General features: G+C 61.2%; 23 protein-coding genes and 3 tRNA genes. 14 read left to right on the plus strand and 12 right to left on the minus strand.

Features of this window, described 5'->3' with window-relative positions:
* Positions 1-59: 59 nt before the first annotated feature.
* Positions 60-1493, minus strand: a complete 1434-nt coding sequence (locus ACGI6K_RS06365; protein WP_376942096.1) for a M48 family metalloprotease — start codon at positions 1491-1493, stop codon at positions 60-62.
* Between the two features lie 138 nt (positions 1494-1631).
* Between ACGI6K_RS06365 and ACGI6K_RS06370 the strand changes: the two genes are divergently transcribed.
* The gene (locus ACGI6K_RS06370; protein ID WP_012702066.1) at positions 1632-1883 is read left to right on the plus strand and encodes a sulfurtransferase TusA family protein; all 252 of its coding nucleotides are present in this window, start codon (positions 1632-1634) and stop codon (positions 1881-1883) included.
* A gap of 23 nt (positions 1884-1906) precedes the next feature.
* Here ACGI6K_RS06370 and ACGI6K_RS06375 read toward each other — a convergent pair whose 3' ends face one another.
* Complete coding sequence (locus ACGI6K_RS06375) at positions 1907-2383, minus strand: peroxiredoxin (RefSeq protein ID WP_376942099.1); 477 nt, start codon at positions 2381-2383, stop codon at positions 1907-1909.
* Positions 2384-2392: 9 nt separating this feature from the next.
* The gene (locus ACGI6K_RS06380; RefSeq protein WP_376942101.1) at positions 2393-2950 is read right to left on the minus strand and encodes a glycine cleavage system protein R; all 558 of its coding nucleotides are present in this window, start codon (positions 2948-2950) and stop codon (positions 2393-2395) included.
* A 164-nt stretch (positions 2951-3114) separates the two neighbouring features.
* On the opposite strand from ACGI6K_RS06380, the gene dapA reads away from it, so the two are divergent.
* The 4 genes from dapA (at position 3115) to ACGI6K_RS06400 (ending at position 6314) form a co-directional block, all read left to right on the plus strand.
* On the plus strand, positions 3115-3993 hold the full coding sequence (gene dapA, locus ACGI6K_RS06385; protein WP_376942103.1) for a 4-hydroxy-tetrahydrodipicolinate synthase: 879 nt from the start codon (positions 3115-3117) through the stop codon (positions 3991-3993).
* Between the two features lie 19 nt (positions 3994-4012).
* Positions 4013-5119 (plus strand): outer membrane protein assembly factor BamC, encoded by a 1107-nt coding sequence (bamC, locus tag ACGI6K_RS06390; RefSeq protein ID WP_376942105.1) that lies wholly within the window; start codon positions 4013-4015, stop codon positions 5117-5119.
* Between the two features lie 111 nt (positions 5120-5230).
* Positions 5231-6100, plus strand: a complete 870-nt coding sequence (locus ACGI6K_RS06395) for a phosphoribosylaminoimidazolesuccinocarboxamide synthase (protein ID WP_376942107.1) — start codon at positions 5231-5233, stop codon at positions 6098-6100.
* 124 nt (positions 6101-6224) lie between these two features.
* Positions 6225-6314 (plus strand) — tRNA-Ser (locus ACGI6K_RS06400).
* 197 nt (positions 6315-6511) lie between these two features.
* Here the strand turns inward: ACGI6K_RS06400 and ACGI6K_RS06405 are convergent.
* The 5 genes from ACGI6K_RS06405 to ACGI6K_RS06425 all read right to left on the minus strand — a co-directional run bounded on the left by ACGI6K_RS06405 (position 6512) and on the right by ACGI6K_RS06425 (position 11167).
* A complete protein-coding gene (locus tag ACGI6K_RS06405) occupies positions 6512-6781 on the minus strand; it encodes a hypothetical protein (protein ID WP_376942109.1) in 270 nt (89 codons plus the stop codon).
* Positions 6782-7365: 584 nt separating this feature from the next.
* A complete protein-coding gene (locus ACGI6K_RS06410; RefSeq protein ID WP_376942111.1) occupies positions 7366-8022 on the minus strand; it encodes a class I SAM-dependent DNA methyltransferase in 657 nt (218 codons plus the stop codon).
* Positions 8019-8363, minus strand: a complete 345-nt coding sequence (locus ACGI6K_RS06415; RefSeq protein ID WP_376942113.1) for a YdbL family protein — start codon at positions 8361-8363, stop codon at positions 8019-8021. The genes ACGI6K_RS06410 and ACGI6K_RS06415 overlap by 4 nt, the downstream gene beginning before the upstream one ends.
* A 9-nt stretch (positions 8364-8372) precedes the next feature.
* The gene (locus ACGI6K_RS06420) at positions 8373-8564 is read right to left on the minus strand and encodes a YnbE family lipoprotein (RefSeq protein WP_376942115.1); all 192 of its coding nucleotides are present in this window, start codon (positions 8562-8564) and stop codon (positions 8373-8375) included.
* Between the two features lie 11 nt (positions 8565-8575).
* Entirely contained in the window at positions 8576-11167 is a 2592-nt protein-coding gene (locus ACGI6K_RS06425; RefSeq protein ID WP_376942117.1) for a YdbH domain-containing protein, read from the minus strand.
* A 451-nt stretch (positions 11168-11618) separates the two neighbouring features.
* Here ACGI6K_RS06425 and ACGI6K_RS06430 point away from each other — a divergent pair, with 451 nt between their 5' ends.
* Entirely contained in the window at positions 11619-11972 is a 354-nt protein-coding gene (locus ACGI6K_RS06430) for a tetratricopeptide repeat protein (RefSeq protein WP_376942144.1), read from the plus strand.
* Between the two features lie 15 nt (positions 11973-11987).
* Here ACGI6K_RS06430 and ACGI6K_RS06435 read toward each other — a convergent pair whose 3' ends face one another.
* The 3 genes from ACGI6K_RS06435 to rdgC all read right to left on the minus strand — a co-directional run bounded on the left by ACGI6K_RS06435 (position 11988) and on the right by rdgC (position 18257).
* Positions 11988-13109, minus strand: a complete 1122-nt coding sequence (locus tag ACGI6K_RS06435; RefSeq protein WP_376942146.1) for an MgtC/SapB family protein — start codon at positions 13107-13109, stop codon at positions 11988-11990.
* Between the two features lie 198 nt (positions 13110-13307).
* A complete protein-coding gene (locus tag ACGI6K_RS06440; protein WP_376942119.1) occupies positions 13308-16793 on the minus strand; it encodes a hybrid sensor histidine kinase/response regulator in 3486 nt (1161 codons plus the stop codon).
* A gap of 543 nt (positions 16794-17336) precedes the next feature.
* Complete coding sequence (rdgC, locus tag ACGI6K_RS06445) at positions 17337-18257, minus strand: recombination-associated protein RdgC (RefSeq protein ID WP_376942121.1); 921 nt, start codon at positions 18255-18257, stop codon at positions 17337-17339.
* Between the two features lie 154 nt (positions 18258-18411).
* Between rdgC and ACGI6K_RS06450 the strand changes: the two genes are divergently transcribed.
* From ACGI6K_RS06450 to ACGI6K_RS06480, 7 genes are all read left to right on the plus strand, one after another.
* Positions 18412-18487, plus strand: a tRNA-Val gene (locus tag ACGI6K_RS06450).
* Positions 18488-18501: 14 nt separating this feature from the next.
* Positions 18502-18578 (plus strand) — tRNA-Asp (locus tag ACGI6K_RS06455).
* A gap of 246 nt (positions 18579-18824) precedes the next feature.
* A complete protein-coding gene (locus tag ACGI6K_RS06460) occupies positions 18825-19577 on the plus strand; it encodes an FKBP-type peptidyl-prolyl cis-trans isomerase (RefSeq protein ID WP_376942123.1) in 753 nt (250 codons plus the stop codon).
* A gap of 283 nt (positions 19578-19860) precedes the next feature.
* The gene (locus tag ACGI6K_RS06465; RefSeq protein ID WP_376942125.1) at positions 19861-20289 is read left to right on the plus strand and encodes a YkvA family protein; all 429 of its coding nucleotides are present in this window, start codon (positions 19861-19863) and stop codon (positions 20287-20289) included.
* Positions 20290-20408: 119 nt separating this feature from the next.
* A complete protein-coding gene (locus ACGI6K_RS06470) occupies positions 20409-20723 on the plus strand; it encodes a helix-turn-helix domain-containing protein (RefSeq protein WP_377968406.1) in 315 nt (104 codons plus the stop codon).
* Positions 20720-21082, plus strand: a complete 363-nt coding sequence (locus ACGI6K_RS06475) for a hypothetical protein (RefSeq protein ID WP_376942129.1) — start codon at positions 20720-20722, stop codon at positions 21080-21082. The genes ACGI6K_RS06470 and ACGI6K_RS06475 overlap by 4 nt, the downstream gene beginning before the upstream one ends.
* A 157-nt stretch (positions 21083-21239) precedes the next feature.
* On the plus strand, positions 21240-21584 hold the full coding sequence (locus ACGI6K_RS06480) for a transposase domain-containing protein (RefSeq protein WP_377968407.1): 345 nt from the start codon (positions 21240-21242) through the stop codon (positions 21582-21584).
* Between the two features lie 1032 nt (positions 21585-22616).
* Here ACGI6K_RS06480 and ACGI6K_RS06485 read toward each other — a convergent pair.
* Positions 22617-24698, minus strand: coding sequence for a carboxy terminal-processing peptidase (locus ACGI6K_RS06485; RefSeq protein WP_376943918.1), 2082 nt, complete (start codon positions 24696-24698; stop codon positions 22617-22619).
* Positions 24699-24822: 124 nt separating this feature from the next.
* Between ACGI6K_RS06485 and ACGI6K_RS06490 the strand changes: the two genes are divergently transcribed.
* On the plus strand, positions 24823-25785 hold the full coding sequence (locus ACGI6K_RS06490; protein WP_376943916.1) for a zinc-binding dehydrogenase: 963 nt from the start codon (positions 24823-24825) through the stop codon (positions 25783-25785).
* Positions 25786-25831 lie beyond the last annotated feature (46 nt).

Genomic DNA, 25831 nt, shown 5'->3' on the forward strand with positions numbered 1-25831 from the left:
GAAAGATTGCCCTCTGAAAAGGAGAGGTCCGGCCAGATCTTCGGGGGCTTTTTCACAGATCAGTGCAGCATTTCCTCGATCATCTTCTTTTCTTCTTTCAGTTCCTGCTGCCGGGCATCCATGCGCGCAGCCAACTGGAAATTGCTGCTGGCGCGACGCTTGGCAAAATTCAATTGTTCGATGGCCTGGTCATAATTGCCGACCAAGGCAAAGTACTCGGCGCGGGCCTGGTGTACTCCGATGATGTCGCCGGACAGGCCGCGAACTTCCGCGGCCATGTACCAGACATCCGGGTCCTGAGGACGATTGGCGAGCAACTCGTTGAGTATTTTCTCCGCTGCTGCCGGCTGATTCTGCTTGAGCAAGAGGTCTGCCTGAGCTTGGCGCAACGGGTAGTTGTCCTGATACAGGGTGAGTAGGCGCTTGATCCGAGCTTCGGCTTCCGCAAGGCGGTTGGCGGTGATGTCCAGGGCAGCCGCGGCAAGATTGTAGTCGATGTCGTTGGGCGACGTGTTGAGTAGGGGCAGTAGCGTTTCCCTGGCTTCGTTGAGCTGGCCGCTCTTGGTCAGGGCCAACACCAGTCCATAGCGCGCGGACGTAGATGCGGGTTGTTCGTCGAGCATGGCGCGGAAACGCTTCACGGCCATGCCAGGGGTTTGCTCGTAGATGAGTTGCACACGGGCGCGCATCAACTGGTAGCGGTGGTTGTCCTGACGGCCGCCCGGGCGATACTGCTCTGCGCGGTTACGGGTATCGGCGATGCGCGATTCGGTGATCGGGTGGGTCAGAAGGAACTCCGGTGGTTTGGCGTCGTAGCGGTACTGACGCATCAGGCGCTCGAACATGCTCGGCATGGCGCGTGGGTCATAACCGGCCCTTTCCAGATTGAGCAGGCCGATGCGGTCGGCTTCCTGTTCGTTCTGGCGGGAAAAGCGCCGCATTTCTTGCATTGCCGCCGCCTGGCTGGAGGCGATTGCCGCCATGCCGGCGTCTCCGGCACCTGCAGCGGCAGCGATGATGCCGGCAAGCATGGTGGCCATCATGGGGAGCTGGAGGCGTTGCTGGGCTTCGAGCCCACGCGCGAAATGGCGCTGCGAGAGGTGCGCCAGTTCGTGGGCCAGCACCGCGGCGTATTCGGCTTCGGTCTCCGCGTAGAGAAAAAGGCCGCCATTCACGCCGATGATGCCGCCGGGGGCGGCAAAGGCGTTCAGTTGCGGGCTGTCGAGCAGGACGAACTCCAGGCGACGGTCCTGTACCTGGCTGGTTTCGCTCAGGCGATAGACACTGGTTTCCACATAGTCTTTCAGTTGTGCATCGGATAGGTGGGGAACCTGTCCGCGTAGCAGGCTGAGCCAGGCTCGGCCAAGCTGATGCTCCTGAGTGGGGGATACGATGGCCGAGCTAGCATCCCCCAGTGACGGCAGATCATTGGCTGCGCCAGGGAGTGCGAGCAGGCATGCGAGAGCGAAGAGGCCGGGGCGCAGGAAATTCATGCGGCAGGTTCTGACGTTCAAAGGCATTGCTGTATCCATTCAAGTCTAGGCGCCTCGGTGTCGGTAGGCACGCCGGGCAGGCGACTGGTCACTTCTCTATCGGCTTAGTTATCCTTGGGACCTTTTCTGGAGATTCCTATGACTGATGCCGAGTGGCAGGCCGATACCTGCGATGCCGAACTGGATGCCAGTGGCCTGAGTTGTCCGCTGCCTTTGCTCAAGGCCAAGCTTGAGTTGAACCGCTTGCCTTCCGGAGCGGTGCTCAAGGTGACAGCGACGGATCCTGGTTCGCAACGGGACTTTCATGCCTTCGCCCGGTTGGCCGGTCATCGCCTGCTCCATGAGGAGATCGAAGGAGATCGTTTCCGCTATTGGCTACGCAAGGCTTGACGTAGGCTCGTTGGCCGCCGGGCTCAGCGGGATTGCTGCAAAGCCCTGGCTGCGGTCAGCACGGCGTCGACGTGGCCTGAGACCTTCACGCCACGCCACTCCTGGCGCAGTACGCCATCCTCATCGATCAGGAAAGTGCTGCGATCGATCCCCAGATATTCCTTGCCATAGAGTTTTTTCAGCTTGATCACATCGAACAGCTGGCAAAGCTGTTCTTCCTTGTCGCAGATCAGCTCGAACGGGAAGGCCTGCTTGCTCTTGAAGTTCTCGTGGGATTTCAAGCCGTCCCGGGAAACACCGAAGACTAGGGTGTTGGCCGCCTGGAACTCGTCGTGGCGATCACGGAAGCCCTGGCCTTCGGTGGTGCAGCCCGGCGTGCTGTCCTTCGGATAGAAGTACAGGACCACCTGCCGGCCTCTGAGTGCGGCGAGCGAAACCGTCTGGCCGCCGGTGGCCTGGGCTTGGAAGTCGGGAACGGGCTGCTCGAGGGCGACGGGCATGGAGACTCCTTAGGGATTCTGGGGGCGCCAGGGCTCGATCAGGGCATCGAGGTTCAGGGCATCGGCGAAGTCGAGGAACTGGTCACGCAGCCAACTGATCTGGGTGCCGGCCGGCAAGGTGACGGTCAAGGTTGCGTTGAGCATGGTGCCACCGGTTTGCGGTGCCTGGTAGGTATCGCAGGTGAGGTTTTCCAGTTCGACGCGGTGGTCGATGAAGAACTGGCAGAGCTCGGCGAGAATGTCTGGCCTGTAGGCTGCGCTGACATAGGCAACGTAAGGCAATGCCTGCGGGCGATTGTCGAGGGGCTGGCTGCGGGTCAGGTTGTAGGTGAAGTCGTGCCGCTTGGCCAGCGCCGGCAGGCTTGCCTCCATGCGTGCCAATCCGTCCCAGCTGCCGGCCACCTGTACGACCAGGGCGCAAATTTCGCCGTGGCGGGTCAGGCGGGTGCTGACAACTGAGCAGCGGCTTTCCTGGCTAGCACGGCACAGCACGTTGGTCAGCTCCATGGGGGCGCCGCCGAGAACGCTGATGACGAGGAACTGTTCGCGAACGAGAGGGGTGGACATGCAGCTTTCCTAAACGATGAGCCGTCGTCGCAAGAGGCGCCGAACAAAGCCAGAAGAGTAACGAAAAGCAGCGTCGAGGGGAATGCTTGGGCTTTGTGGTCAACTTGTACAAGCCAGATGGCGACAGTACCATTACGACTCATTTTTCCGGCAGGAGTGGTTGCATGATTGCGGGCAGCATGGTGGCTCTGGTCACCCCCATGGATGCGCAGGGCGGTCTGGATTGGGACGGCCTGCGCAAGCTCGTGGACTTCCACCTGCAAGAAGATACCAACGCTATCGTCGCGGTCGGTACCACGGGCGAGTCCGCGACCCTGGACGTCGCCGAGCATGTCGAAGTCATCCGTCGTGTGGTCGATCAGGTCAATGGCAGGATTCCGGTGATTGCCGGTACCGGTGCCAACTGTACCCGCGAGGCGATCGAACTGACGGCAAACGCCAAGAGCGTCGGTGCCGATGCCTGCCTGCTGGTGACTCCCTACTATAACAAGCCGACCCAGGAAGGCCTGTTCCAGCACTTCCGCGCCATTGCCGAGGCCGTGGCGATTCCGCAGATTCTCTATAACGTGCCTGGGCGCACGGTCTGCGACATGTTGCCGGAAACCGTCGAGCGCCTTTCCAGAGTGCCGAACATCATCGGCATCAAGGAGGCGACCGGTAACCTGGAGCGTGGTCGGGAGGTCTTGGCGCGCGTATCTAAGGACTTCCTGGTGTATTCGGGCGACGATCCCACCGCTGTCGAACTCATCCTGATGGGCGGCAAGGGCAATATTTCGGTGACTGCCAACGTCGTTCCGCGCGCCATAAGTGATCTGTGCGCTGCGGCCATGCGTGGCGAGGCGGCCATCGCTCGGGCTATGAACGAGCGTCTGATGCCATTGCACAAGGCGTTGTTCCTCGAGTCCAATCCGATTCCCGTGAAGTGGGCGTTGTACGAGATGGGCTTGATTCCCGAGGGTATTCGTCTGCCCCTGACCCCGTTGAGCCCCGCTTGCCACGAGCCGCTGCGTCAGGCTCTCCGCCAGATCGGTGCGCTGGCTTGATCATCGGGAAGCATTGTGCATGAAGCGATTGGCCGGGCTCTCCGCCCTTGCCGTGATCCTTTCGAGTGCCAGTGGCTGTGGCTGGCTATGGGGAGAGCATGGGTATTTCCGTGACCGCGGCAGCGATTATCTCGAGGCACGGCAGACCGCTCCGATGCGCTTGCCAGCGGATGTCGAGATCAAACGCATCGATCCGTTACTGCCGGTGCCTTTGAATGTCGCCGATTTGCAACACGACTCTGACTTCGAGGTGCCGCGCCCCCAGGCGTTGCAGAGCGGGCAGGAGGTCAACGAGTTCAGCCTGCAGCAGAGTGGCGACTCTCGCTGGCTCGTGGCTCAGCGTGCGCCAGCGGAGGTCTGGCCGATGCTCCGGCAGTTTTTCGAGGATAACGGCTTCAGCTTCTCCGAGGAGCGCCTTTCCGCCGGTGAGTTCATCACCGCCTGGCAACCGCTCGACGCACTATCCGTACCTTTGGCGCGCCGACTGGGCGGTCGTGTCTCCGGGCAGGCGGGCGAGGTCCGGGTACGTGTGCGTGTCGAACCCGGTGTTCAGCGCAACTCCAGCGAGATTTTCGTGAGCAGTGCATTGCGTCCGTCCGGTAGCGGCTCCGGCGATGGAGCGGCCGGTCGTGCCGATACTGGTCTGGATGCAGCGTTGCTCGACGAGATGAATGCCAGTCTGATGCGTAGCGCCGAGCGTGGCAGTTCGGTTTCCCTGCTGGCCGCCCGCGACTTCGATGCGCCGAGCCGTGTCACCCTTTCGCAGGACGGCAATGGCAACCCTTTCCTGAACCTGGATGCCGATTTCGACCGGGCCTGGTCGAGCATCGGTCGCGCCCTGGAAATGGGCAATGTACGGGTCGAGGACATCAACCGCAGTCTCGGGGTGTATTACATCAACCTTGCTGAAAAGGCCGACAGGAATGAGAAGCAGGGGCTTCTCGGGCGCCTATTTGGCGGGAAGGAGGACCCGAAGGAAGTGGAGGCTCGCGCCGAACGCTATCAGGTACGCCTGACCCGGATTGCGGAGGGCATCCAGGTCACGGTGGAAAAGGACATGAATACCTTCGCTCCGGAAAGGGTGGCGCGCCGGGTGCTGAATATGCTCCAGGAACATCTGGGTTGAATGCTGCACGGCCCTAGGTCGCATTCTGTGACCGTTTCGGCCATGGCATGAATCGATGGGCGGAACCTTTCCGGTTTCGCCTATTTTGTTTGATAAAGGCGAAAAGACGCGATGACTACACCTACCAGCCTCAGCCTGAAGAAAATCTATTCGGGCAAAGTCCGCGACCTATATGAAGTCGACGCCAAGCGCATGCTGATGGTGGCCAGCGATCGGCTGTCGGCTTTCGATGTGATTCTCGCCGAGCCGATTCCGGACAAAGGCAAGATTCTCACTGCCATCTCCAATTTTTGGTTCGGCAAGCTGGCTGGCATAGTGCCGAACCATTTCACCGGAGATCGGGTCGAGGATGTGGTTCCAGCCGCCGAGTTGCCCTTGGTCGAAGGACGGGCGGTGGTTGTGAAGCGCCTCAAGCCAGTGGCGGTGGAAGCCATCGTGCGTGGCTATATTGTCGGTTCCGGTTGGAAGGAATATCAGAAGGGCGGTACCGTTTGTGGCGTTCCTTTGCCAACCGGGTTGAGGGAGGCAGCCAAGCTGCCGCAACCGATCTTCACGCCTTCTACCAAGGCGGCACTGGGCGCTCATGATGAAAACATCACATATGCACGCTGCGAAGAGATCATCGGCAAGGAGTTGGCGGCAAAAGTACGCGATGCCTCCATTGCCCTGTACAGTACCGCCGTCGAATACGCTGCCACTCGGGGCATCATCATCGCCGATACCAAGTTCGAATTCGGTCTTGATGAGAATGGTACCCTGACGCTCATGGACGAAGTGCTGACGCCGGATTCCAGCCGTTTCTGGCCGGCCGATAGCTATATGGATGGACGGAATCCGCCAAGTTTCGATAAACAGTTCGTGCGTGACTGGCTGGAGTCCATCGGTTGGAACAAGCAGCCGCCGGCACCGGCGCTGCCGCTCGAAGTCGCACGGAAGACGGCCGATAAATACCGTGAAGCACTGACCCGCCTGGCCTGCTGAGAAGCCGGGCCGTCGCTTTGCTGCAGTACTTGCCGGAGTTAGCCAATTACCTGAATGCACACAAAAAAATCCATGCGAGGGGGTTCGCCAAAGGCATTCGAGCTGGTATCATGCGCGCCGCCCAGGGGAGATGCCGGAGTGGTCGAACGGGACGGATTCGAAATCCGTTGTATCCGCAAGGGTACCTAGGGTTCGAATCCCTATCTCCCCGCCATATCCAGAGCCTTGCAGTTCTTGAGCTGCAAGGCTTTTTTTATGCGATCAAGTCTTTCGCCTTTTCTCGTGACGTTCGCACGACGATATATGTCGACCGATACCATTATGCCGACAGGCCTTGGTCCGAACAGTCAGCTGATCTTTTCACACTGGCGATGACAGGCCATCCGATGGCCTTTGAAAGATCTCTTCTGCTTACTCGCTGACTTGACGGACATCAAGCACGGCCCAGACTTCAAGTCCTTTCTTGCGTACGGCCTTCTCCGCTTCGAGCTTCGCTTCCAGGGTGCTGAGCGAACGAGACTTGTATTCGAACCGGAATGCCGGGCCACCAGTCAGTTTGCGTACACTCAACTCCACCAGAATGTAGCTGAATGGGTGTTTGTGCTTCTCGGGAGCGGGCTTTGTTGGGGCAAGGCCCAATGCCTCGCGCATTTCGGCTTCGGTGATTTGTTGTGAGCTCAATGGGCTTACCTGTCAATTTTGAATATTGAACAAGGAAAAGTTGCCATATGAATTTAAATGCGCATCCTGATCTATCGGATGGAGCGTAATTCCATATTCATGAGGCAACGAAGCTTCGACAGCGCACTTTCTCGTTATTCTAGACCGCTGTCAGGAAAGGAGCCCTTTCATCGTATGCCAGCCTGACTGGATTGTATCAATCTGCTTCTTGCCAGACCGGACAGTTATCGAAGAGGCTTCCATATTGTATACGAATCACGGCTGTCGGGTAGTTACCACAAGTCTCCTCTGCTTTCCAAGTAAAAATGTGCCACGGAAATGATAGCAGGCAATTGAGCGGGACAGACTCAAGCGGTTTCCGTCGTTATTGTATAACCCCATCGAGGATGGCGGGAGAGTGGAGCGCTGGAAGTCTTGCGTCAATGACCATTATAGAAAGCTTTTCAACCAGGATAACCAGCGACTGGTTGGAAGCTTCGAAGCGCGGGTTTCTATCGGCTCCCTGTCAACTTATCCTGGCCGGTCGGTCGGGCAAGAATGGTTGTGCGAACCTGAGAGTCCCGTCTGTTAGCGATACTCTTGCATCAGAGTCCTGGTTTGCGCCACACGCTGGCGAGCCAGGGTTGTTGCTCGCATGGAAGACCGGTGGGGCGATAGTAGTGTTCGAGTTCGACGAAGCCGGCCGCGTTCAGATAACGTCGCCAGGCGTCGAGGTCGTGATAGCTGCCATAGCGGTTACCATTCCAGCCCTCTTCGTTGTGCCCGCGTGGATTGGAGCTGAACAGCACGCCGCCAGGCTTGAGGGCTGCATACAGCTTGCCTAGCACCTGGGAGAGTTCCTGGCTGGGGACATGGAACAGCGAGGCGTTGGCGAAGATGCCGTCGAAACGTCCAGTCGGCAGATCGAGTCGCAGGAAGTCCTGCTGCCAGACCTCGCAGCCCGACTCGGTGCGGGCCATTTCGGCGAAGCGGGGACAGCCGTCTAGGCCTATCGGCTGATGGCCGAGAGCTCGCAAGGCCTTGAGGTCGCGCCCCGGACCGCAACCGAAGTCGAGAATAGTGAAAGGCGATGGCCCTTCGATGTGGCGCAGTAGAGCGTCGATGTTCTGGCGGACATCGTGATCGCGGGTACCTTCGCGGAAGGCTTCGGCAGATGCAGTGTAGTGTTGCAACGTGGTTGCGGTGATCTGCCGGAGGTCGTTCGCATCGAGTGCCGGTGATACTTCTTCGGATGGGATCATTTGCGTATCCACTTGCCGTTCAATTGGATGTACTGGCCTTTCGCGGTCTTCTCTAGAGCCTTCTGTCCGGCGATGGCTTCCACATCGCCTTGTTTGATGCCGTTCTCCCGTGCAAGACGCTGGTATTCGGTGCGTCGTGCCTGGTTGATCAGACGGGCGATTTCTTCGGCCTGATCGCCTGGACTGACCACGCCCAGATAGCCGTTGGGCATCTCGCCCAGTTGGCCGCGAGCCTTGGCGTCGGAGAGGGCTCCCATGGCTTCGTTGAGACTCATTGCCAGGGCTGGCAAGGCAAGGCCCAGCACGATCAGCAGGGTTGTCATGCGTGCGCGGATCTTCATGGAATCTCCTCAGAACAAGCCGCTGTCCTTGTCGATAATATCGTCCAGGGCCTCGTCCACCCTGACATAGACTTCGTGCCGGATCTTCACATTGAGGTTGATGTTGATCGGCTCGTCGGGGACGGCCAGTTGCACTGTGGGCGTGCAGGCAGCGGCCAGCAGGCCAAGCAGCGGGACGGCGAACAGATGGCGCAGGCGCATGGGTTCTCCAATCAGGGGGCGTCGGGGCTTTTTCGCAGTCGCTGCTGCACGCGTTGCCGAATCCTTTCGCTGACGCGATCGGAGAGCTGCAAGCTGGTCAGCAGGGCCGGAATATCCTCTTCCAGGTTGATGTTGAAGTGGATGGGCCGGCCTTTTTCCAAGGTGGGATTGCGCCCTTCGAGACGCAGCCCCATGCGCAGCTTGCCCTGCTCATCATAACCGAGGTCGCTCGATAGCCGGCTGAAGTGGAAGTTTTCCAGTGCGTCGGCCACCAGTTTCATGGCTGGATTGCTGCGGGCGAGGGTGCGGATTCTTTCGGAGCGGAACTGCAATATGCCGGGGCCGCGATTGTCCAGTCGACCTTGCTCGATACGCACGCCGGCCGGTCCGAAGAGTAGCAGCAGGCGTCCATCCAGGGTCCCTCGGCCAGCCAGTCCTTCGGCCGGGTAGAGGCGAAATAGCTCACCGAGCTGCAGCCCTTCGAGCTGAAGCGGAAGGCTTGCCGAGCCTGTCGACAAATCCCGGCTCGACGGAGGCAGCCAGGCGCGCCCGTCCAGCAGGGCGAGTTCGGCCTGTTGCCAGGCGAGTCGACCGCGCAGTGGCTGCGCCAGGCTTGCCGAATACTGGCCTCGCAGGCGCAGTGGGCCGAGCGGGAAGCCGGGGTTGAGATGTGTCACCTCCAACTCGGTCAGTTGCAATTCCAGATGCGATCCGCGCAGTCGTGCCTGAATTCGCCCGCTTAGACCGTCCAGTTCGCTGCGCTCATAGATTCCCGAGAGGCCCTGCGATTGCAGCTTCAACTCGGCTTGCCGTGGCTTACCGGGACTCAAGTACAGGTGGGCGCTGCCTTGCAGGTGCCCTTTATCCAACTCGAGCCGTGCGGGCCAGTCGCTCAAGGTCGCCGCCAGCGGGTTGCCGGCCTGCAGGAGGATTTCCGTCAGCCGGGCCTCCATGGCCAATGCACCGCCTGAGCTACGCCGTAGCTGCAGGTTCATGCCCAGTCCCCGCTCGCCCTGCAGCATGCCGCCGAGTTGCTGATGCTCGTCTCCGCCATCGAGACGACCTTGCCAACGCCAGCCCTGGGCATGCAGGCGGGGATGCCGCAGATTCGCTGTCTGCAGGTGCAGCGGGCCGCCCAGTTGCGAAACGCGCAGCCCTTCGCCGACAGGTTCGGCTGTGAGGTGCAGGCCAGCCAGTTGACCCTGCAATTCTTCCAGGAGCAACTCGGCCAGTGCCAGCCGCCCGAGACTGAAATGCGATCCTTCGTCCAGCGCCAATCGCAGGCGTTCGTGGTCGAGCTGACCGGCCATCCGCAAGCGAACGTTCAATCGCTCCAGGCGGTTGCCGGAAAACTGCAGGCGAGGTGCGTCGATCTCGAGCGTGCCGCCCTTCAGTTCGACGCACCAGTCGGGCAATTGAGAGGCGATATTCAGCTCGCCTTGAAACAGCGCCCGCAGCGGACCTTGGCTGTGCAACCGCAGGCTCATGGGGAAATGCGGCGTCTTGCTTGAGGTATTGATGGGGTGGGGGGCGATCTGCAACTGCAATGCTCCTGGCCGCAGGGGCTCGGGGATGCCCTCCAGCCAGGTGCCCTGTGGTCGAGTCAGGTGGAGATCGGCATGCAACTGGCGGGGTAGCCACTTTCCTGCGCTACCGACCAGATTCAAGTCCAAGTCGCCTTTCAGCAGGCCTATCCCCGGTGCCGGCCAGGCTTCGGGCAGGCTGGCGCGAAGGCGGGCTTCTCCCTGTGCCATCTTGCGCAATCTGGACAGCTCCAGTGGGCCCCGTGGCCACTGGAGCTGCCAGTCGGCTTCGAGTTTCACGGCCTGAAGGGCGGGACTGGCATCCGTTCGCCAGGGTTCCAGCCACTGTCCGAGCCAGTCCCGCAGCCAAGGGGCCTCGGGCAGACCCGGCATGGCCAGTTCCCCCCGCCAAGTCTGTTCCGTGTCGTTGCTGCTCAAGGTGCTCGATAGCCGGATGCGGGCCTGCCCGTTGAGCAGTATGCGTGCCTGCATTACCAGTTCCTGAAAGTCAGCCTGGCCGTCCAGGTTTGCATCCAGGATCAGTTGCCGTCCTTCATGCTGCAGTCGAAGGTCCAGATTGGCCGGCAGCAGGAGGGGGCCGGCATGCTGTGCCTGCAATGAGCCTTGCAGGAGGCAACGGCCATTGGTGCAGGGAAGCCTGGCAGTGAAGGTATCGATCGCCAGATGCCGGGGAAGAGCGGCCAGGCTGTGCGGATCGGGCGAGCCGGCCGAGGACGGTGCTGCTCCGATGCTCGGAGCTTGCCAGTCCACGTCCAGTCGGGCAATGCGCAATTGCGGCAAGTGCCAGCCCTGGCCATCGTGCGTCGGCCAATCGAGCCGCAAGTGCTCGGCGGTGATTTGCAGACGGCCGCCGCTGGCTTGCCGCTGTTCCAGTTTTAGATATCGCAGGACTGGACCGCTGGAGGTGAAGAATAGGCCCTGCCAGGAAAGTTGCTCGATGCCTCGGGCATGCAGAAACTGCTGCCAGCGATGATTGCCGTAGGCCAGGGTGACGATCAGGATAGCGCCAACCAGAACTATCCGCCTGGCGTTGTGCCATTTCGGATGGTAAGCCGCCACCCTGAGGTCCTTTGCACGAGCCCGGTTCCCGCGCAAAGGCGAGGCCGTGGGAGCGGGATCAAGTCATGGTTTTGTGTTTGATTGATGAAAAATGACAGCAAGATCAGTCCCAGAATGCGCCCGATTACCTTGTCGTCGGCTTCATGATGCATCTAAATAGATGAAAATCAAGAAGTTTTTTCTGGCCAAAAAAACACCAGTTCAAGCCGAGACCAGAAATCATCGACTCTTGGAAAGGTGGGAGGAATGTTGTCCACCGTGTTATCCACAGCTTCTGTGGATTTCCTTGTCGAGGCAGTGGAACCCCTTCGTCGCACTTTGACAAGTCTTTACTCCTCGGGAAAAAGGAGTACAGTGCGCGCCTTCTCAAAATGAGCCGCTGTTCGCTATGAGAATTCGTACCCAGTTCTCTTTTTTGCCTGCTACTTCCCCGACAAGCCTGCCGGTAAAGGTGGCTTCCTGGTTGCTGGACAGCCCTGCTATCGGCAAGACCCACAGCGCTAAGCGTTTTGCCGGACATCTGCTCAAGCAGGCCGCGCGCCAGGGCGTGGTGGCGGCGCAGAGCCGTCTTGGTCAACTGCTCTGCCGCGACTGTCGAACCCCTCGCGATCGCCGCTTCGGTCTTGAACTGTTGCGTCAGGCCGCACGGGCCGGCGATATCCAGGCTCAGTTGGAGCTCGGTCGCCACTGCTGCGAGGCGAGGCCGCTGGAGCTGCAGCAGGGCCGCTACTGGCTGGAGCAGGCGGCAGCCCAGGGCTCGGACGAAGCGCTGCGACTGCTCGGCTGCCTTGCCGCGCATTCCTGAGGATCGGCAGTCGTTTCAGCGAAGCCAGAGCGTTGCCAGCCCGGCAAGCAGGCTGCTGGCCATTACCGGCAGGCTGAGCAGGGCCAGGCGGCTCCCGCCGATCACGGCGATCAGCCCACCCTTGACCAAGCTGTTGCTCATGGCGGCGAGAAAGATGCCTCGCATTGCCACCTTGCTGCCCAACTCGCCCAGTGCGTTGCGCGCCAGTGGCAGGGTAATCGCATCGGCATCCGTCATTCCGGCCAGAAGCGCCACGAGATAGACCCCGGTATCGCCCAGCCAGTGGCGGCCAGCCTCCACCAGGAAGAGGATCAGTACCAGCAGGGCGGCAAAGCGCAGCGCCGAGTCCAGTTCGAAGGGGGTCTGCGGCAACGGTTCGCTCTCGGCGGCTGACTCCTGCCCGGAGCCGCGATAATGGAGGAGAGCGCCTCCGGCGTAGACTAGAGTGGCGACGCCCATCGGCAGAGCAGAGTGGCCAGCAAGCCGGGGTTGATCAGTCCGACCTCCAGCAACACCCGCGCAAACATCAGCGTCGAGGTGTCCAGGAGAACACAGGCGAGCAGACGGTGCATTCGTAGCGTTCGCTGCAGGCGAGACAGGGTTCATCGCGGTGGAGGACACTATCCCACCGAGTAGGGTTGTCAGCAGCAACCCATGGCGAGTGCCGACCAGGCGTATGACCATATAGGCGGCAAAGCCGATAGCTGCTATCAGGACTACCATCCACCAGGTCTCGTGGGGGCCCAGGGACCATAACCCCGGTTTGGCACTACCGGCAGCAATACCACGGAAATGAACAGTAGCTTCAGCATGCTGGAGAGCTCCTACGCTGTCAGTTGGCATAGCGCGGCGTGCAACTTCCTTGAGGCTTAGCAGCAGAGCCACCACCACTGCGCCGGCAGCGGCCAGCGTTTGGTGATCCGCGGTCAATGCCAGACTGCCGAGCAGGAAGTTCAGCAGCGTGGCGATCTCGCTGGTCATGCCCTGGTCGCCGGTATTGCGCAGGTCGCCGAGATAGCCGGCCAATACCAGCAGTCCGAATACCAGCAGCAGGGCGGTCCGGGCCGCCAGGCCTAGTTGCTGGCCGAGCAGCGCCGACAGGCGACCGAGTAGTCCGCTCAGTCCGAAGGTGCGGATACTGGCGACCTGGCGTGCATCATCGGTTTCGCGCGCGCTCTAGCCGCGTTCGGTGCCGATCAGCAGGCCGATGCCCAGGGCGATGGTCAGGTCGAGAAGAAGCTCGAAATTGCTCGGCATGGCGATACCACGGAAGGGAGGGGGCTGGACGTTCCTGTGCGTCGAAATGCAGCCGCGGGCGGAGCGCCCGTAGCCGAATCAGCGTAGGGCCAGATGGCGGTTGAGCAGGGCACGCAGGGCCGCTGGCTTGACCGGTTTGCCCAGATAGTCGAGGCCGGTGGCGTGGATCTTGGCCACGGTTTCGGGACGTGCATCAGCACTGATGACCACGCCTGGCAAAGGCTTGCCGAGGCGGGTGCGCAGCCAGGCCATCAGGTCGGTGCCGGTTTCGCCCTGATCGAGGTGATAATCCACCAGCGCCACCTGCGGACGCAGTTCGCCTTCCAGCAGTTGTTCGCATTCCAGGCGGTTACGTGCCGTCCATACCTGGCAACCCCAGCGTGAGAGCAGGCTGTGCATGGCCGTGAGGATGCTGTCCTCGTTGTCCACGCAAAGCACCTGGGCACCGGTCAGCGCATGGGTGTTGAGCGGCTGCGTACCGTCGGACTTGGCACTGACGACCTGCGCGATGGTGCGTGCCATCGGGACGGTAACGCTAAAGACGCTGCCCTTGCCGAGCCAGGAGCGTACCTCCAGGCGGTGGTTCAGCACGCGGCAGAGACCATCGGCGATCGCCAGGCCGAGGCCAAGCCCCTTTTCCGCACGAGTCTGGTGGCTGTCTAGGCGTTTGAATTCCTCGAAGATCTCCTGGCGCTTATCTTCCGGAATGCCCGGGCCACGGTCCCAGACCTCCAGACGCAGTTGATCGCCCTGGCGGCGCACACCCAGCAGCACATGGCCCTTGGCATAGCGGAAGGCGTTAGTGAGGAAGTTCTGCAGCACCCGGCGCAACAGTTTCATATCGCTGTTAATGCGCAGTTTGCTGCTGCGCAGGTGGAAGTCGATGCCTTGTTCCCGGGCTAGGGCCTTGAACTCGGCGCCGAGGGTGTCGAACAGATCGGCGATCGGGAAATTGGTGCGCTCCGGCGTGATGCGGCCGCTTTCCAGGCGAGAGATGTCCAGCAGATCGGTGATCAAGTCCTCGGCCGAGCGCAACGAGCAGTCCAGATACTGCATCAGTTTCTGCGCTTCCGGCGGCAAGGGTGGTTCCTGATGGGCAAGGGACGCAGCGAACAGGCGCGCAGCATTGAGCGGCTGCATCAGGTCATGGCTGACCGCGGCGAGGAAGCGGGTTTTCGACTGATTGGCCGATTCGGCGTGTGCCTTGGCCTCGACCAGCGCCTGGTTCAGCTTGGAAAGTTCCCGGGTCCGTTCGATCACGCGCTGCTCGAGGCCTTCGTTGGCCTCCTTGAGGGCGCGTTCGGCCTCACGGAACTCGGTGATGTCGGTAAAGCTGGTGACGAAGCCACCGCCGGGCATGGGATTGCCGATCAGTTCGATGACCCGGCCGTTGGGGAACAGACGCTCGAAGGTGTGCGGAGTGCCGAGGCGCATCCAGTACAGCCGCTTGCTGACATGTTCTTCGACGTCGCCCGGGCCGAGCAGGCCGCGTTCGGCGTTGTAGCGAATCAGGTCGGCGATCGGCCGGCCGACATAGATCAGGCCCTCCGGGTAGTTGAACAGCTTCAGGTAACGGCGGTTCCAGGCCACCAGGCGCAGAGAGCCGTCGATCACGCTGATGCCCTGGGTGATGTTCTCGATGGCGCCTTGCAACAAGGTGCGGTTGAACTGCAGTACTTCGGAGGCCTCGTCGACGATGCGCACGACATCCTCGACCTGCATCTCCCGTCCCTCGATGGCGGCCTTGACCACCGCCCGGGTCGAAGAGGCGCCGAGTACCCCGGCGAGCAGTCGCTCGGTGTGATCGATCCACTCGCTGGTCGCTGCCTGGTTGGGGTTGAACTCCTTGCCCTGGCGCTGGGCGAAGCGCTCGAAGCGCCGGCGCGCATGTTCTTCGCCGACGAAGCGTGCGGCGAGTTCGAGCAGGTCCTGTATCTGGACCGCGAGCAGGGAGCGGCCGCCGGAGCGGCGATTGATTTCCTGACCGACGAAGCGGCTAGCTTGCCAGTGCTCGGAAACACGGGTACGCGAGAGCATCGACACAGCGGCGAAAACCGCCCAGTTGCTGGCCAGCGAGATCAGCATTCCCAGGGTGATTAAGGTGATTGGCAGACCCAGCGGGCGGCTGGCCAGCCACTCGAGGCCAGGGAACTGGCCAAGCGGCCAGCCCACACGCTGAGCGATCAGCGGCAGCACCAGGATGTAGCTCCACAGCAGTGCGCCGACGGCGAGTCCGGCGAACACGCCGCGACGGTTGGCCTGTTTCCAGTAGAGCGCGCCGAGCATGGCAGGAGTCAGTTGGGATATCGCGGCGAAGGCGAGCTGACCGATGGTCGCCAGGTTGGTGGTCGGACTGAGCAGGCGATAGATGACATAGGCCATCAGCAGGATGCCAATGATGCTGACCCGGCGTACGCTCAGCATCCAGTGGCGGAAGGCTTCGAAAGGCCGCTCGGCGTTTTTCCGGCGTAGCAGCCAGGGCAGCATGATGTCGTTGGAAACCATGGTGGAGAGCGCCACGCTGGCGACGATGACCATGCCGGTGGCGGCTGAGGCGCCGCCGATGAAAGCCAACAGTGCCAGTACGGGGCTGTGTTCGGCCAGGGGCAGGCTGATCACGAAGGTATCGGGAATGATTCCGGCCGGCAGGCGCAGTTGGCCGGCCAAGGCGATCGGCACCACGAACAGGGCCGCGAGGAATAGATATAGTGGAAACACCCAGCGTGCTAGACGCAGGTCCTGCGGTTCGATGTTCTCCACCACCGTGACATGGAATTGCCGTGGCAGACAGAGTATCGCCGTCATGGCCACGCCGGTCTGCACCAGCAGTGCTGGCCAGTTCGTGTCCTTGCTCCAGAACTCCGCCAGTTGTGGAGCCGTCCTGGCTTCTTCGAGTAGATGATCGAAGCCGTCATACAGACCGTAGGTGATATAGGCGCCCACGGCGAGGAAGGCGAGCAGCTTGACTAGCGACTCGAAGGCGATGGCCAGCATCATGCCGCGGTGATGTTCGGTGACGTCGAGGGTGCGGGTGCCGAACAGGATGGTGAACAGGGCCAGGCAGAGGGTTACCACCATCGCGGTGTCCTGCGCGCGCGTGCCGGTGCTGTCCGGACCCGCGCCGATCAGCAGGTTGACGCCGAGCACTATGCCTTTCAGTTGCAGGGCAATATAAGGAAGCACGCCGACCAGGCAGATGAGGGTGACCACCACTGCCAGTGGCTGCGACTTGCCGTAGCGCGCGGCGATGAAGTCGGCGATGGAGGTGATGTTCTCCTGTTTGCTGATCATTACCATCTTTTGCAGCATCCAGGGGGCGAATAGCAGCAGCAGAATCGGACCCAAGTAGATCGGCAGGAAGTCCCAGATCTGTTCGGTAGCCTGGCCGACCGCGCCGAAGAACGTCCAACTGGTGCAGTAGACGGCCAGCGAGAGACTGTAGACCCAGGCGCGCATGCGTGGCGACAAGGGCACGCTACGGCGGTCTCCATAGAAGGCGATGGCGAAGAGTATGGCCATGTAGGCCAGGGCGGCCAGGGCGATCACTCCGATGGACAGCGACATGTTGGCTCCAAACAAAATGGTAGCTCCCTGGACGGCTTGACCACACCAAGTGTTGGCTTGCCGAGCGTTTTCAGCAATGGTGAAAAATCATCCGGGAGTCGAGAGTCTTGCAGCAAAATACCCCGTGAACCGCGATTTGCGACCAAGGTAGCAAGCGACCTGCTGTCGCTTGCGGGGATCTGTCGCACCCCTTGAGTTTGCACCTGCCAAGACTTCTACATGGGCATTTTCATGGCTTTCATGAAACTGCGTCGCCTGTGTTCATTTCAGGCGTTCGATGGAGCGAGCCCTCGCCCGATCGCTGTTCGCATGCGGTGCCGGGGGGTGTTTCAGCCGCTCTTCCCGATCCGACCGCCAACTGCGTTCGATAACCTTTGCAAGTGCTCGCCATTGCTCGCGATCGTCCAGGCGATTGGTCTGCAGAGGGGGCGGGAATGTTGTGGGGCGAAGGCGGGCGACGTCTGGTGGGGATAGGGCTTCCTGGCCGTTTTTGACGGCGCCCTGGAGATGGGCCGGCGCACGGCTGGCGCCAGCCAACGGGGATCAGAGCCCCTGGGGGATTTCCTCCCCGCCGAGGGCCTCGAACAGGGCCGGCAGGTATTCGGCGAAGGTCAGCATCATCAGGGTGAAGCTGGCATCCATCTGGGCCAGGGCGTCATCGCCGCCATCCTGGGCGGCCTGTTCCTGCAGCAGGTCCTCGAAACGCAGCCGCTTGATTGCCAGCTTGTCGTCGATCACGAAGGACAGCTTGTCCTGCCAGGCGAGCGCCAGTTGAGTGACTTGCTTGCCGGTGCTCAGGTGCAACTGGATCTCTTCGCCGGTCAGGTCCTGGCGCTTGCAGCGAACCACGCCGCCGTCCTCGTGGGTATCGCGCAGTTCGCATTCGTCGAGCAGGTGGAAGTTTGCCGCGGCTTGCTGGGCCTTGACCCAGCCGGTGAGGGTGGCGCTGGGCGCAACCTTCACGCCTAGCGGGCGCACCGGCAGCGAGCCGATGGCCTCACGTAGGGTGGAAAGCAGATCCTCGGCCTTCTTGGCGCTGGCGGTGTCGACCAGGATTAACCCTTGTCTGGGCATGATCGCCGCGAAAGTGCTGGAGCGGCGTATGAAGGCCCGCGGCAGGAAAGTCTGGACGATATCCTCCTTAATGCGCTCGCGCTCCTTCTTGTAGACCTTGCGCATTTGTTCGGCCTCGATTTCCTCGACCTTTTCCTGAAGGGCGTCGCGCACCACGCTGCCAGGCAGGATGCGTTCTTCTTTGCGTGCCGCGATCAGCAGGAACTCCTGGCTGGCATGGACCAGGGGCGCATCCTCGCCCTTGCCGAACGGGGCGGCAAAGCCGTAGGTGGCCAGTTCCTGGCTGGCGCAGGGGCGGGCCGGCTTGGCTCCCAGCGTCGCCTCCAGTGTTTCGGCGTTGAAGGGCACATCCTGGGTGAGGCGATAGACAAGCAGGTTGCGGAACCACATGGGGCTGGCGATCTCCATTGCGCAAAGCGAGCATTATTCTCTCCCTGATCCTCGGGGCCAACCCTAACCCTTTGGAACATCTGAAAATTTTTTCAGCGAAGACTTGCCAAGGCGAAATTGCCTCTCTAGAATGCGCCCCACTTCGAGAGTGAACGGGTGGTTAGCTCAGCCGGGAGAGCATCTGCCTTACAAGCAGAGGGTCGGCGGTTCGATCCCGTCACCACCCACCATCTTGGAGTCAAGCGCAGCGGTAGTTCAGTCGGTTAGAATACCGGCCTGTCACGCCGGGGGTCGCGGGTTCGAGTCCCGTCCGCTGCGCCATATATAGGGTTGCCAAGCTGGACAGGGCAGGCAACCGGGGGAGAAAGCGGCTTAGGCCGCTTTTTTCGTTTGCATATCGCCTGTCTGACGTGTCGTCGAACGGCTCCTTGCCTCCTTCCAGCATTCCCTTGAAACCTGAACTTATTCACCGTCACCGGGCTCCTATCTCCGTAGCCAGTGGTTGCGACCGCCTGCTAAGCTCTCGCCTTCACTGATAGCCCTAGGGCGAACGAACAAGGAAACAGCATGAGACAACATCGGTTGGCCGCTGCGATGGCCTTGGTGGGTCTGGTTCTTTCGGGTTGCGATTCGCAAACCAACGTGGAACTCAAGACTCCCGCACAGAAGGCCTCCTACGGTATCGGCCTGAACATGGGTAAGAGCTTGGCCCAGGAGGGCATGGATGATCTGGACTCGAAAGCCGTGGCCCAGGGTATCGAGGATGCCATTGGCAAGAAGGAACAGCGCCTGAGCGACGAGGAGCTGATCGAGGCTTTCGCTGCCCTGCAGAAGCGTGCCGAAGAGCGAATGGCGGCCCTTGGCGAGGAGAATGCCAAGGCCGGCAAGAAGTTCCTTGAGGAAAACGCCAAGCGCGCCGGTGTGGTCACCACGGCATCCGGTCTGCAATATGAGGTGTTGAAAAAGGCCGATGGCGCCCAACCCAAGCCGAGCGATGTGGTGACCGTACATTATGAAGGCCGCCTGACCGATGGCTCGATATTCGATAGCTCCATCGAGCGGGGAAGCCCCATCGATCTGCCGGTCAGCGGTGTCATCCCCGGTTGGGTCGAGGGTCTGCAACTGATGCATGTCGGCGAGAAATTCAAGCTGTACATTCCCAGTAATCTGGCCTATGGCGAGCAAAGCCCGAGCCCCTCCATCCCTGCCAATTCGGTGCTCGTCTTCGAACTGGAACTATTGGGGATCAAGGATCAGCCGGCCGAGCAGCCCGGCGGTTCTGCTCCTAATGTGCAGCAGGGCGAAGCCCAAGGCGAGTAAGGTCGGATCCTCCAGAAAACGCCCCACTCCGCGTGGGGCGTTTTCATTTGTGTGGACTGCTTCCGAGGTACGAAATCATGCTCCCCTGGTTATTTGTCGCCCTTTCTTGAGAGCACTTCAATCTATTGAGCGTGGGCCTCAGGGTTTTGGTCCGGGTGTATTTTTACGAATCACCGACACAAGGAACTGTTTCGGGCCGAGCGGTCATGGGCTTTGCCCGATGGCATAGTTATCTTCGGATTTCATCGATAAACCGGAAAACCGCACACAGCGGAGGACGATCATGAAAGCACCTTGGTTTTTCTTTCGATTTCTTCGCCTTGCCCGATCCCTCTTGGCTAATGGTCGGCTGAGGGAGCTCTTGCTGGATGTGGCGCGCAAGAGGGAGCGCCGAGGGCTGTGGCTGGGCGGTTTCCGGGAGGAGCTGCGCTTGCTGCAATTGCTCTGCCTGGCTTGGTGGCGTGGAGAATACCGGCAGGTCAGCCAGCAGGCGTTGCTCGCATCGATCGCCGGGCTGCTGTATTTCCTATCTCCGCTGGATGCGCTTCCCGACTGGTTCCTGGGGCTGGGATACCTTGACGATATCGCTGTGCTGGCCTGGGTGGCGCGTAGTTGGCGCGGTGAGCTGGATGCCTTTCGTGCCTGGCTGGCTGCCCAGTCGCCACAGAGCTTGGCCGATCTGGAGCGCCTGCCGGCACCGGAAGGGCGTTGAGGTCTGAACGCCCGTTGTCCCTGGGAAGTGATGGCATGTGGGATGGGAGCTTTGGTGGAAGGTACGCTGTCCGTATATGGATAGGACCGATGCGCGAGAAAAGAAGTACGAACGTTCAAATGATCATGCGCGATGGGCAAGTGGAATATGCGGTGCTGCCCTGGGCGGACTACCAGGCCCTGCTAAGAGCGGCAAGGTGGGAGGGTGGTGAGGTATCGGAGGCACTTGGGCGTCCCATGGAGGCTCCGAGTCTTGCGGAACTGGCCACCTTGCGCGAAGCTCAAAACATGTCTCAGGAGCAGTCGGCCCGGGCCGTGGGCATCAGTCCGTCTTATCTGAACATGATCGAGACGGGTGAGCGACAGCCGGATTCCGCGATCCGGCGTGCCCTGGCACGAGCCTTGGGCATTGTGGAGTGGGAGGTGGACTCTTGACCATTCGCATCAGTCGCCAGCATTGGCAGGCGTTGCTGGGCGAACTGGACGATGCGCGCCAAAGTCGGCACTTGTTGACCTATCGTGCGTTGATCGAGCGCCTGCAACTGCCACCGCCAGCCATGCAGACGCTGACCGCCGCGTTGGAGCACCTGGCGGTCCTGGATGCGCGCGCCGAGCGACCATTGCGCAGCTCGCTGGTCATCAGCCAAGGGGCCAGTCGCCTGCCGCGGCCTGGTTTCTTCGATTGCGTGGCGCGGCTCGGGCGCTTTTCCGGGGCGCCCGATGGCGTCGCGGCGGCATCCTGGCATGCCGCGGAAGTGGTGCGGGTCTTCGAGTTCAGTTATGAGGAACGGTAGGGGGAGGAGTCGTGTTCGCGACCTCCTCTATCCTGTACGAGCGCGTAAGCATAAGAAAGGGGCCATGCGGCCTAATGCCAGTCAGTTAAGGTCGTCGCCTTGACCTTTGGTGGGCTGAAAGCAAAATCCGATGCCTTTTTTAGGCATCGGATTTTTTATGCGTCTCTCGCGTGCACTGGCCATCACTCACGATATTGCTGCTACGTCCCATGCACTCGATGGGCTGGGCGAGTTGCTTGACCCCGACCTGGTCAAATCCGCCTTCGAGACCGCTGGTGTAGCTACCCTGCGCAAGCGCCGCTTGCCTTTGCAGTCCATGCTCTGGTGCGTGATCGGCATGGCGCTGTTTCGCCGAATGTCGGCCTGGGATGTCGTCAACCAGATGGACATCATGCTGCTCGGGCAGCGCCCCTTGGTGACCCCCAGCGCTGTGGTTCAAGGGCGTCAGCGTCTGGGTAGCCAGGCTGTGCGTGAAGTCTTCGCGCTGACGCAGCAGCGCTGACATGCCTCGGCCAACCATCCGACCTGGATGGGGCTACGCCTGCTCAGTGTCGATGCGGTGGTCTGGCGCACGTCCGATACGCAAGAGAACCCTGAGCGCTACGGCAGCTCGGCGATACCGGTTTTCCACAGGTACGCATGGTGTGCCAGATGGAGCTGACCAGTCACCTATTGGTCAGCAGCAGCTTCGCCGGTTACCACGGCAATGAGATGAAACTGGCCGAGCAACTGGTTGTCAGTACGCCCGATCACTCGCTGATCCTGTTCGACCGTGGCTTCTACTCACTAGGTTTGTTGCACCATTGGCGGCAGGCCGGCACCCAGCAAGGGGGTATCCAGCGCAGCCTGACAGGTCGTGCCGCAAGAGCGAAAGCGCTTTCAGGCAACCCGGAGCCCGACTCCCGTTCAGAAGGCCGAGCGCAGGCGTCGCGTAGAGGGGCGAGCCGCGGGGAGGCGGCGAGAGTCGTACGAGGGGCATGGATGCCCCTTGTGCGACGACCCTCGGAGCGGCGTTGGAGCGAGGGAACCCCGGCGTAGCCGGGGCCGAATGACCGGGCGCGCTTTCTCTTTGGTTACTTTCTCTTTGCGCGCGCAAAGAGAAAGTGACTCGGCCGGGGGGGCCGAAACAGGAAGTATCCAGCCCCTCGGCAAGCAGCCGATGCACCGGATTTGAAGACCACGCCGGAACGACCAGGCACACAATCTTTCCAGTCCGGTATCGGAAAGACATTTCATGCGATTGCCCTGGGAGCCACCCCTGCGAGATGAGCTTCACCGCCTGCACCTGGGCGATCCTGGGGTTACTGAATGGCCTTTCCCTGCGGCATCCGGACAATATCCCCAAATACTTGGCAGAGTTGCATGCGTCAGCCATGCACTACGTACTGCCGCATCGGCGGGAAGATCGTTGCTACCCTTGCGCGGTCAGACCCAAGCCGTCCAAGTATCAATCCAGAAATAAAAATGCCAGTCAGCTTAACTGACTGGCATTAGCCATGCGGCCCCTTCTTCTTTCCTTGTTATCCCCGGCGGATCAGTGCTTGGCCACCGAGGCCCTCAGGCTCAAGTAATCGAGCAGGATACGCCCGGTTTCCGCCAGATAGGCATCGTCCTCGGGTTTCTTGTTCTTGTCGTCCGCCGAAGGCAGAGTATTTTCGTCCTCTTCCTTCAGCTTGGTCAGGAGCTCTTCGCCCTTGGCCTTGCGCCGCTCGTTTTCGATGGCCAACTGTTTGGACTCGATGGAGTTGTGCTGGGCGCGCCGCTTGCTCTCGTTGAGGCTGACAGTGGTTTCCTGCATCAACTGTCGGCTCAGATCGAGGCGGTTGCGGGTAAAGACGAAGTCGGGGTCCTGAGCCGTGCGCTGGTCATGACGGGTCTTGAGTTCGTTGAGGAACGGTTTGAACGGATCGACCTCCGGGCGAATCGCCGGGCGGATGCTATCCCAGGGCATGGCTTCCGGCAGGGCGCTCTCGCCGATTTCCTGCGTGTCGACTTCATCGGGATAGCTGATGTCCGGAATCACGCCCTGATGCTGAGTGCTTTGCCCGGAAACCCGGTAGAACTTCGCCAGGGTCAGCTTCAGTTCGCCATGGTTGAGCGGTTGAATGGTCTGTACGGTCCCCTTGCCGAAGGTTTGACCACCGATGATCAGGGCCCGGTGGTAGTCCTGCATGGCGCCGGCGAAAATTTCCGAAGCCGAGGCGGAGAGGCGATTGACCAGTATCGCCATCGGGCCGGTGTAATAAGTGCCACCATTCTCGTCGGCGAGCACGTCGACCCGACCGTCGTTGTTGCGCACCAATACGGTAGGCCCCTGGTCGATGAACAGACCGGTCAGTTCGGTGGCTTCCTGCAGCGAGCCGCCGCCGTTGTTGCGCAGATCGATGACCACGCCATCGACCTTCTCGGCCTTCAGTTCGCTGAGCAGGCGCTTCACGTCGCGGGTAGTGCTCTTGTAGTCGGGGTCGCCGGCGCGAAATGCCTTGAAATCCAGATAGAAAGCCGGGATTTCGATCACGCCGAGCTTGTAGGTGCGGCCTTCGTGGGGAAGTTCGAGTACGGACTTCTTGGCGGCCTGTTCTTCCAGTTTGACCGCCTCGCGAGTGATGGCGACCACCTTGCTGGTTTCGTCGTTGGGCGCGTTGCTGGCCGGAATGATCTCCAGGCGTACCACCGAGCCCTTCGGTCCGCGGATCAGCTTGACCACCTCGTCCAGGCGCCAGCCGATCACGTCGACCATTTCGCCGTTGGCCTGGGCGACGCCGACGATCTTGTCTGCGGGCGTGAGCTGCTTGCTCTTCTCCGCCGGGCCAGCGGGAACCAGACGGACCACCTTGACGTGCTCGTTGTCGCTTTGCAGAACAGCACCGATGCCTTCCAGCGACAGGCTCATGTTGATGTCGAAGTTTTCCGCGTTGTCCGGCGACAGATAATTGGTGTGCGGGTCGTAGGTTTGCGCGAAGGCGTTGATGTAGGTCTGGAAGATGTCTTCGCTGCGGGTCTGGTCCAGGCGCGCCAACTGGTTGCGGTAGCGCTTGATGAGCAGTTCCTGGATGGCCTTCGGCTCCTTGCCGGCGATCTTCATGCGCAGCACCTCGTCCTTCAGGCGCTTACGCCAGAGGTCGTCGAGGGCGGCCTTGTCCGGTGCCCAGGGGGCGTTCTCGCGATCGACCAGCAGGCTCTCGTCGCGCTCGAAGTCGAAGCTGTCCACGCCTTTCTCGAGCAGGCCCAGGGTGAAATCCAGACGCTCGGCCAGGCGGGTCAGGTGGCGCTTGTAGATGGTGAAGCCGGGTTGCAGATCGCCACTTTTCAGAAAGTCGTCGAACTGGGTGCGCCAGCGGTCGAATTCGGCGATGTCTGCCGCGGTGAAGTAGCTGCGGGTCGGATCGAGCAACTTGAGGTAGCTCTCGTAGATCTTTTCCGAGCGTGCATCGTTGAGTGGTGGTTTGCTGTAATGATGGCGCTTGAGGAGCTCCACCACGTTCAGGCTGGCGATCACCTGGTCACGGTCCGGTTGCAGGGTGTCCCAGTTGCCGGCGTCGGCCGTCTGGGCCAGCAGCGAAGCACTGAGGCCGAGGGTGAAGGCGAGGAGGGTGCTGGGGAGAAGGCGCTTCATGTCATTCGACTAGTGGGGAGTGATAACGCATATTAGGTCGTCAAGCAGGGTACCGGGTTCCTTTCTTGATGGAAGGAAACGGATTTGACGGTGAAATGGCTCAGGGACCTACTATGGAGGTAGCATGAAGGCATTGCAAGGCATCGAAGGCAGCGTGGAGTGGGTCGAGCGGCCTGCGCCTTCCTGTGACGTGGGACAAATCAGGATTCGTGTGGCGGCGGCCGGCCTGAATCGGGCCGATCTGTTGCAGCGTGCCGGGCTCTATCCGCCGCCGCCCGGCGCCAGCGACGTGCTCGGGCTGGAATGCGCCGGCGTGATTAGCGAGGTCGGGGCGGGCAGTCACTGGCAGGTCGGCGACCGGGTCTGCGCCTTGCTGGCCGGTGGCGGCATGGCCGAGGAGGTGGTGGTCGACGGGCGACATGCTTTGCCGGCTCCTGAGGAGTTGTCGCTGGTCGAGGCGGCGGTGCTGCCGGAAGTCTACGCCACGGCCTGGCTCAACCTGTTCAAGCTGGGCGCCCTCAAGTCGGGCGAGAAGGCGCTGATCCACGCCGGGGCCAGCGGAGTCGGTTCGGCGGGTATCCAGCTATGCAAGGCCTTCGGCAATCCCTGCTGGGTCAGTGTCGGTTCCGCAGAGCGCCTGGCCTATTGCGAATCGCTCGGGGCGCAGGGTGGAGTGCTGCGCACCCAGGATCTTGAAGGGCTGCGCGATTTCGCGCCTTTCGACGTGATTCTCGACCCGATCGGCGCGCGTTACGCTGCGCTGAACCTGGACCTGCTGGCCCGCGATGGTCGCTGGGTGATCATTGGCCTGATGGGCGGACGCGAAGCGGAATTGGATCTGGCCAAGCTGCTGGGCAAGCGGGTGCAGTTGATCGGCTCGACCCTGCGTAACCGGGACGACGCCTTCAAGGGCGAGCTGATCGACGAACTGCGCCGGCATGTCTGGCCACTGTTCGCCGAAGGGCGTCTCGAGCCGCGTCTGGAGCGCAGCTTCGCCGCCAAGGATGTCGACACGGCGTTCGAGACGTTGGCCAGCAACAACGTATCCGGCAAGGTGGCGTTGGTGATCGACGACAACCTTGTTTGATCCGGGGATTGCCGGCTTCGTCGGGGGCAGCCACCGGTCTCGCATT

This window comes from Azorhizophilus paspali (assembly GCF_043587585.2).
Taxonomy (GTDB): Bacteria; Pseudomonadota; Gammaproteobacteria; order Pseudomonadales; family Pseudomonadaceae; genus Azotobacter; species Azotobacter paspali.

What these genes read in the sequence shown, in the direction of transcription:
- ACGI6K_RS06365 (WP_376942096.1), bottom strand. Translation starts at nt 1,493, where the DNA reads ATGAATTTCCTGCGCCCCGGCCTCTTCGCTCTCGCATGCCTGCTCGCA.
- ACGI6K_RS06370 (WP_012702066.1), top strand. Translation starts at nt 1,632, where the DNA reads ATGACTGATGCCGAGTGGCAGGCCGATACCTGCGATGCCGAACTGGAT.
- ACGI6K_RS06375 (WP_376942099.1), bottom strand. Translation starts at nt 2,383, where the DNA reads ATGCCCGTCGCCCTCGAGCAGCCCGTTCCCGACTTCCAAGCCCAGGCC.
- ACGI6K_RS06380 (WP_376942101.1), bottom strand. Translation starts at nt 2,950, where the DNA reads ATGTCCACCCCTCTCGTTCGCGAACAGTTCCTCGTCATCAGCGTTCTC.
- dapA (WP_376942103.1), top strand. Translation starts at nt 3,115, where the DNA reads ATGATTGCGGGCAGCATGGTGGCTCTGGTCACCCCCATGGATGCGCAG.
- bamC (WP_376942105.1), top strand. Translation starts at nt 4,013, where the DNA reads ATGAAGCGATTGGCCGGGCTCTCCGCCCTTGCCGTGATCCTTTCGAGT.
- ACGI6K_RS06395 (WP_376942107.1), top strand. Translation starts at nt 5,231, where the DNA reads ATGACTACACCTACCAGCCTCAGCCTGAAGAAAATCTATTCGGGCAAA.
- ACGI6K_RS06410 (WP_376942111.1), bottom strand. Translation starts at nt 8,022, where the DNA reads ATGATCCCATCCGAAGAAGTATCACCGGCACTCGATGCGAACGACCTC.
- ACGI6K_RS06415 (WP_376942113.1), bottom strand. Translation starts at nt 8,363, where the DNA reads ATGAAGATCCGCGCACGCATGACAACCCTGCTGATCGTGCTGGGCCTT.
- ACGI6K_RS06420 (WP_376942115.1), bottom strand. Translation starts at nt 8,564, where the DNA reads ATGCGCCTGCGCCATCTGTTCGCCGTCCCGCTGCTTGGCCTGCTGGCC.
- ACGI6K_RS06440 (WP_376942119.1), bottom strand. Translation starts at nt 16,793, where the DNA reads ATGTCGCTGTCCATCGGAGTGATCGCCCTGGCCGCCCTGGCCTACATG.
- rdgC (WP_376942121.1), bottom strand. Translation starts at nt 18,257, where the DNA reads ATGTGGTTCCGCAACCTGCTTGTCTATCGCCTCACCCAGGATGTGCCC.
- ACGI6K_RS06460 (WP_376942123.1), top strand. Translation starts at nt 18,825, where the DNA reads ATGAGACAACATCGGTTGGCCGCTGCGATGGCCTTGGTGGGTCTGGTT.
- ACGI6K_RS06465 (WP_376942125.1), top strand. Translation starts at nt 19,861, where the DNA reads ATGAAAGCACCTTGGTTTTTCTTTCGATTTCTTCGCCTTGCCCGATCC.
- ACGI6K_RS06470 (WP_377968406.1), top strand. Translation starts at nt 20,409, where the DNA reads ATGATCATGCGCGATGGGCAAGTGGAATATGCGGTGCTGCCCTGGGCG.
- ACGI6K_RS06480 (WP_377968407.1), top strand. Translation starts at nt 21,240, where the DNA reads ATGCGTCTCTCGCGTGCACTGGCCATCACTCACGATATTGCTGCTACG.
- ACGI6K_RS06485 (WP_376943918.1), bottom strand. Translation starts at nt 24,698, where the DNA reads ATGAAGCGCCTTCTCCCCAGCACCCTCCTCGCCTTCACCCTCGGCCTC.
- ACGI6K_RS06490 (WP_376943916.1), top strand. Translation starts at nt 24,823, where the DNA reads ATGAAGGCATTGCAAGGCATCGAAGGCAGCGTGGAGTGGGTCGAGCGG.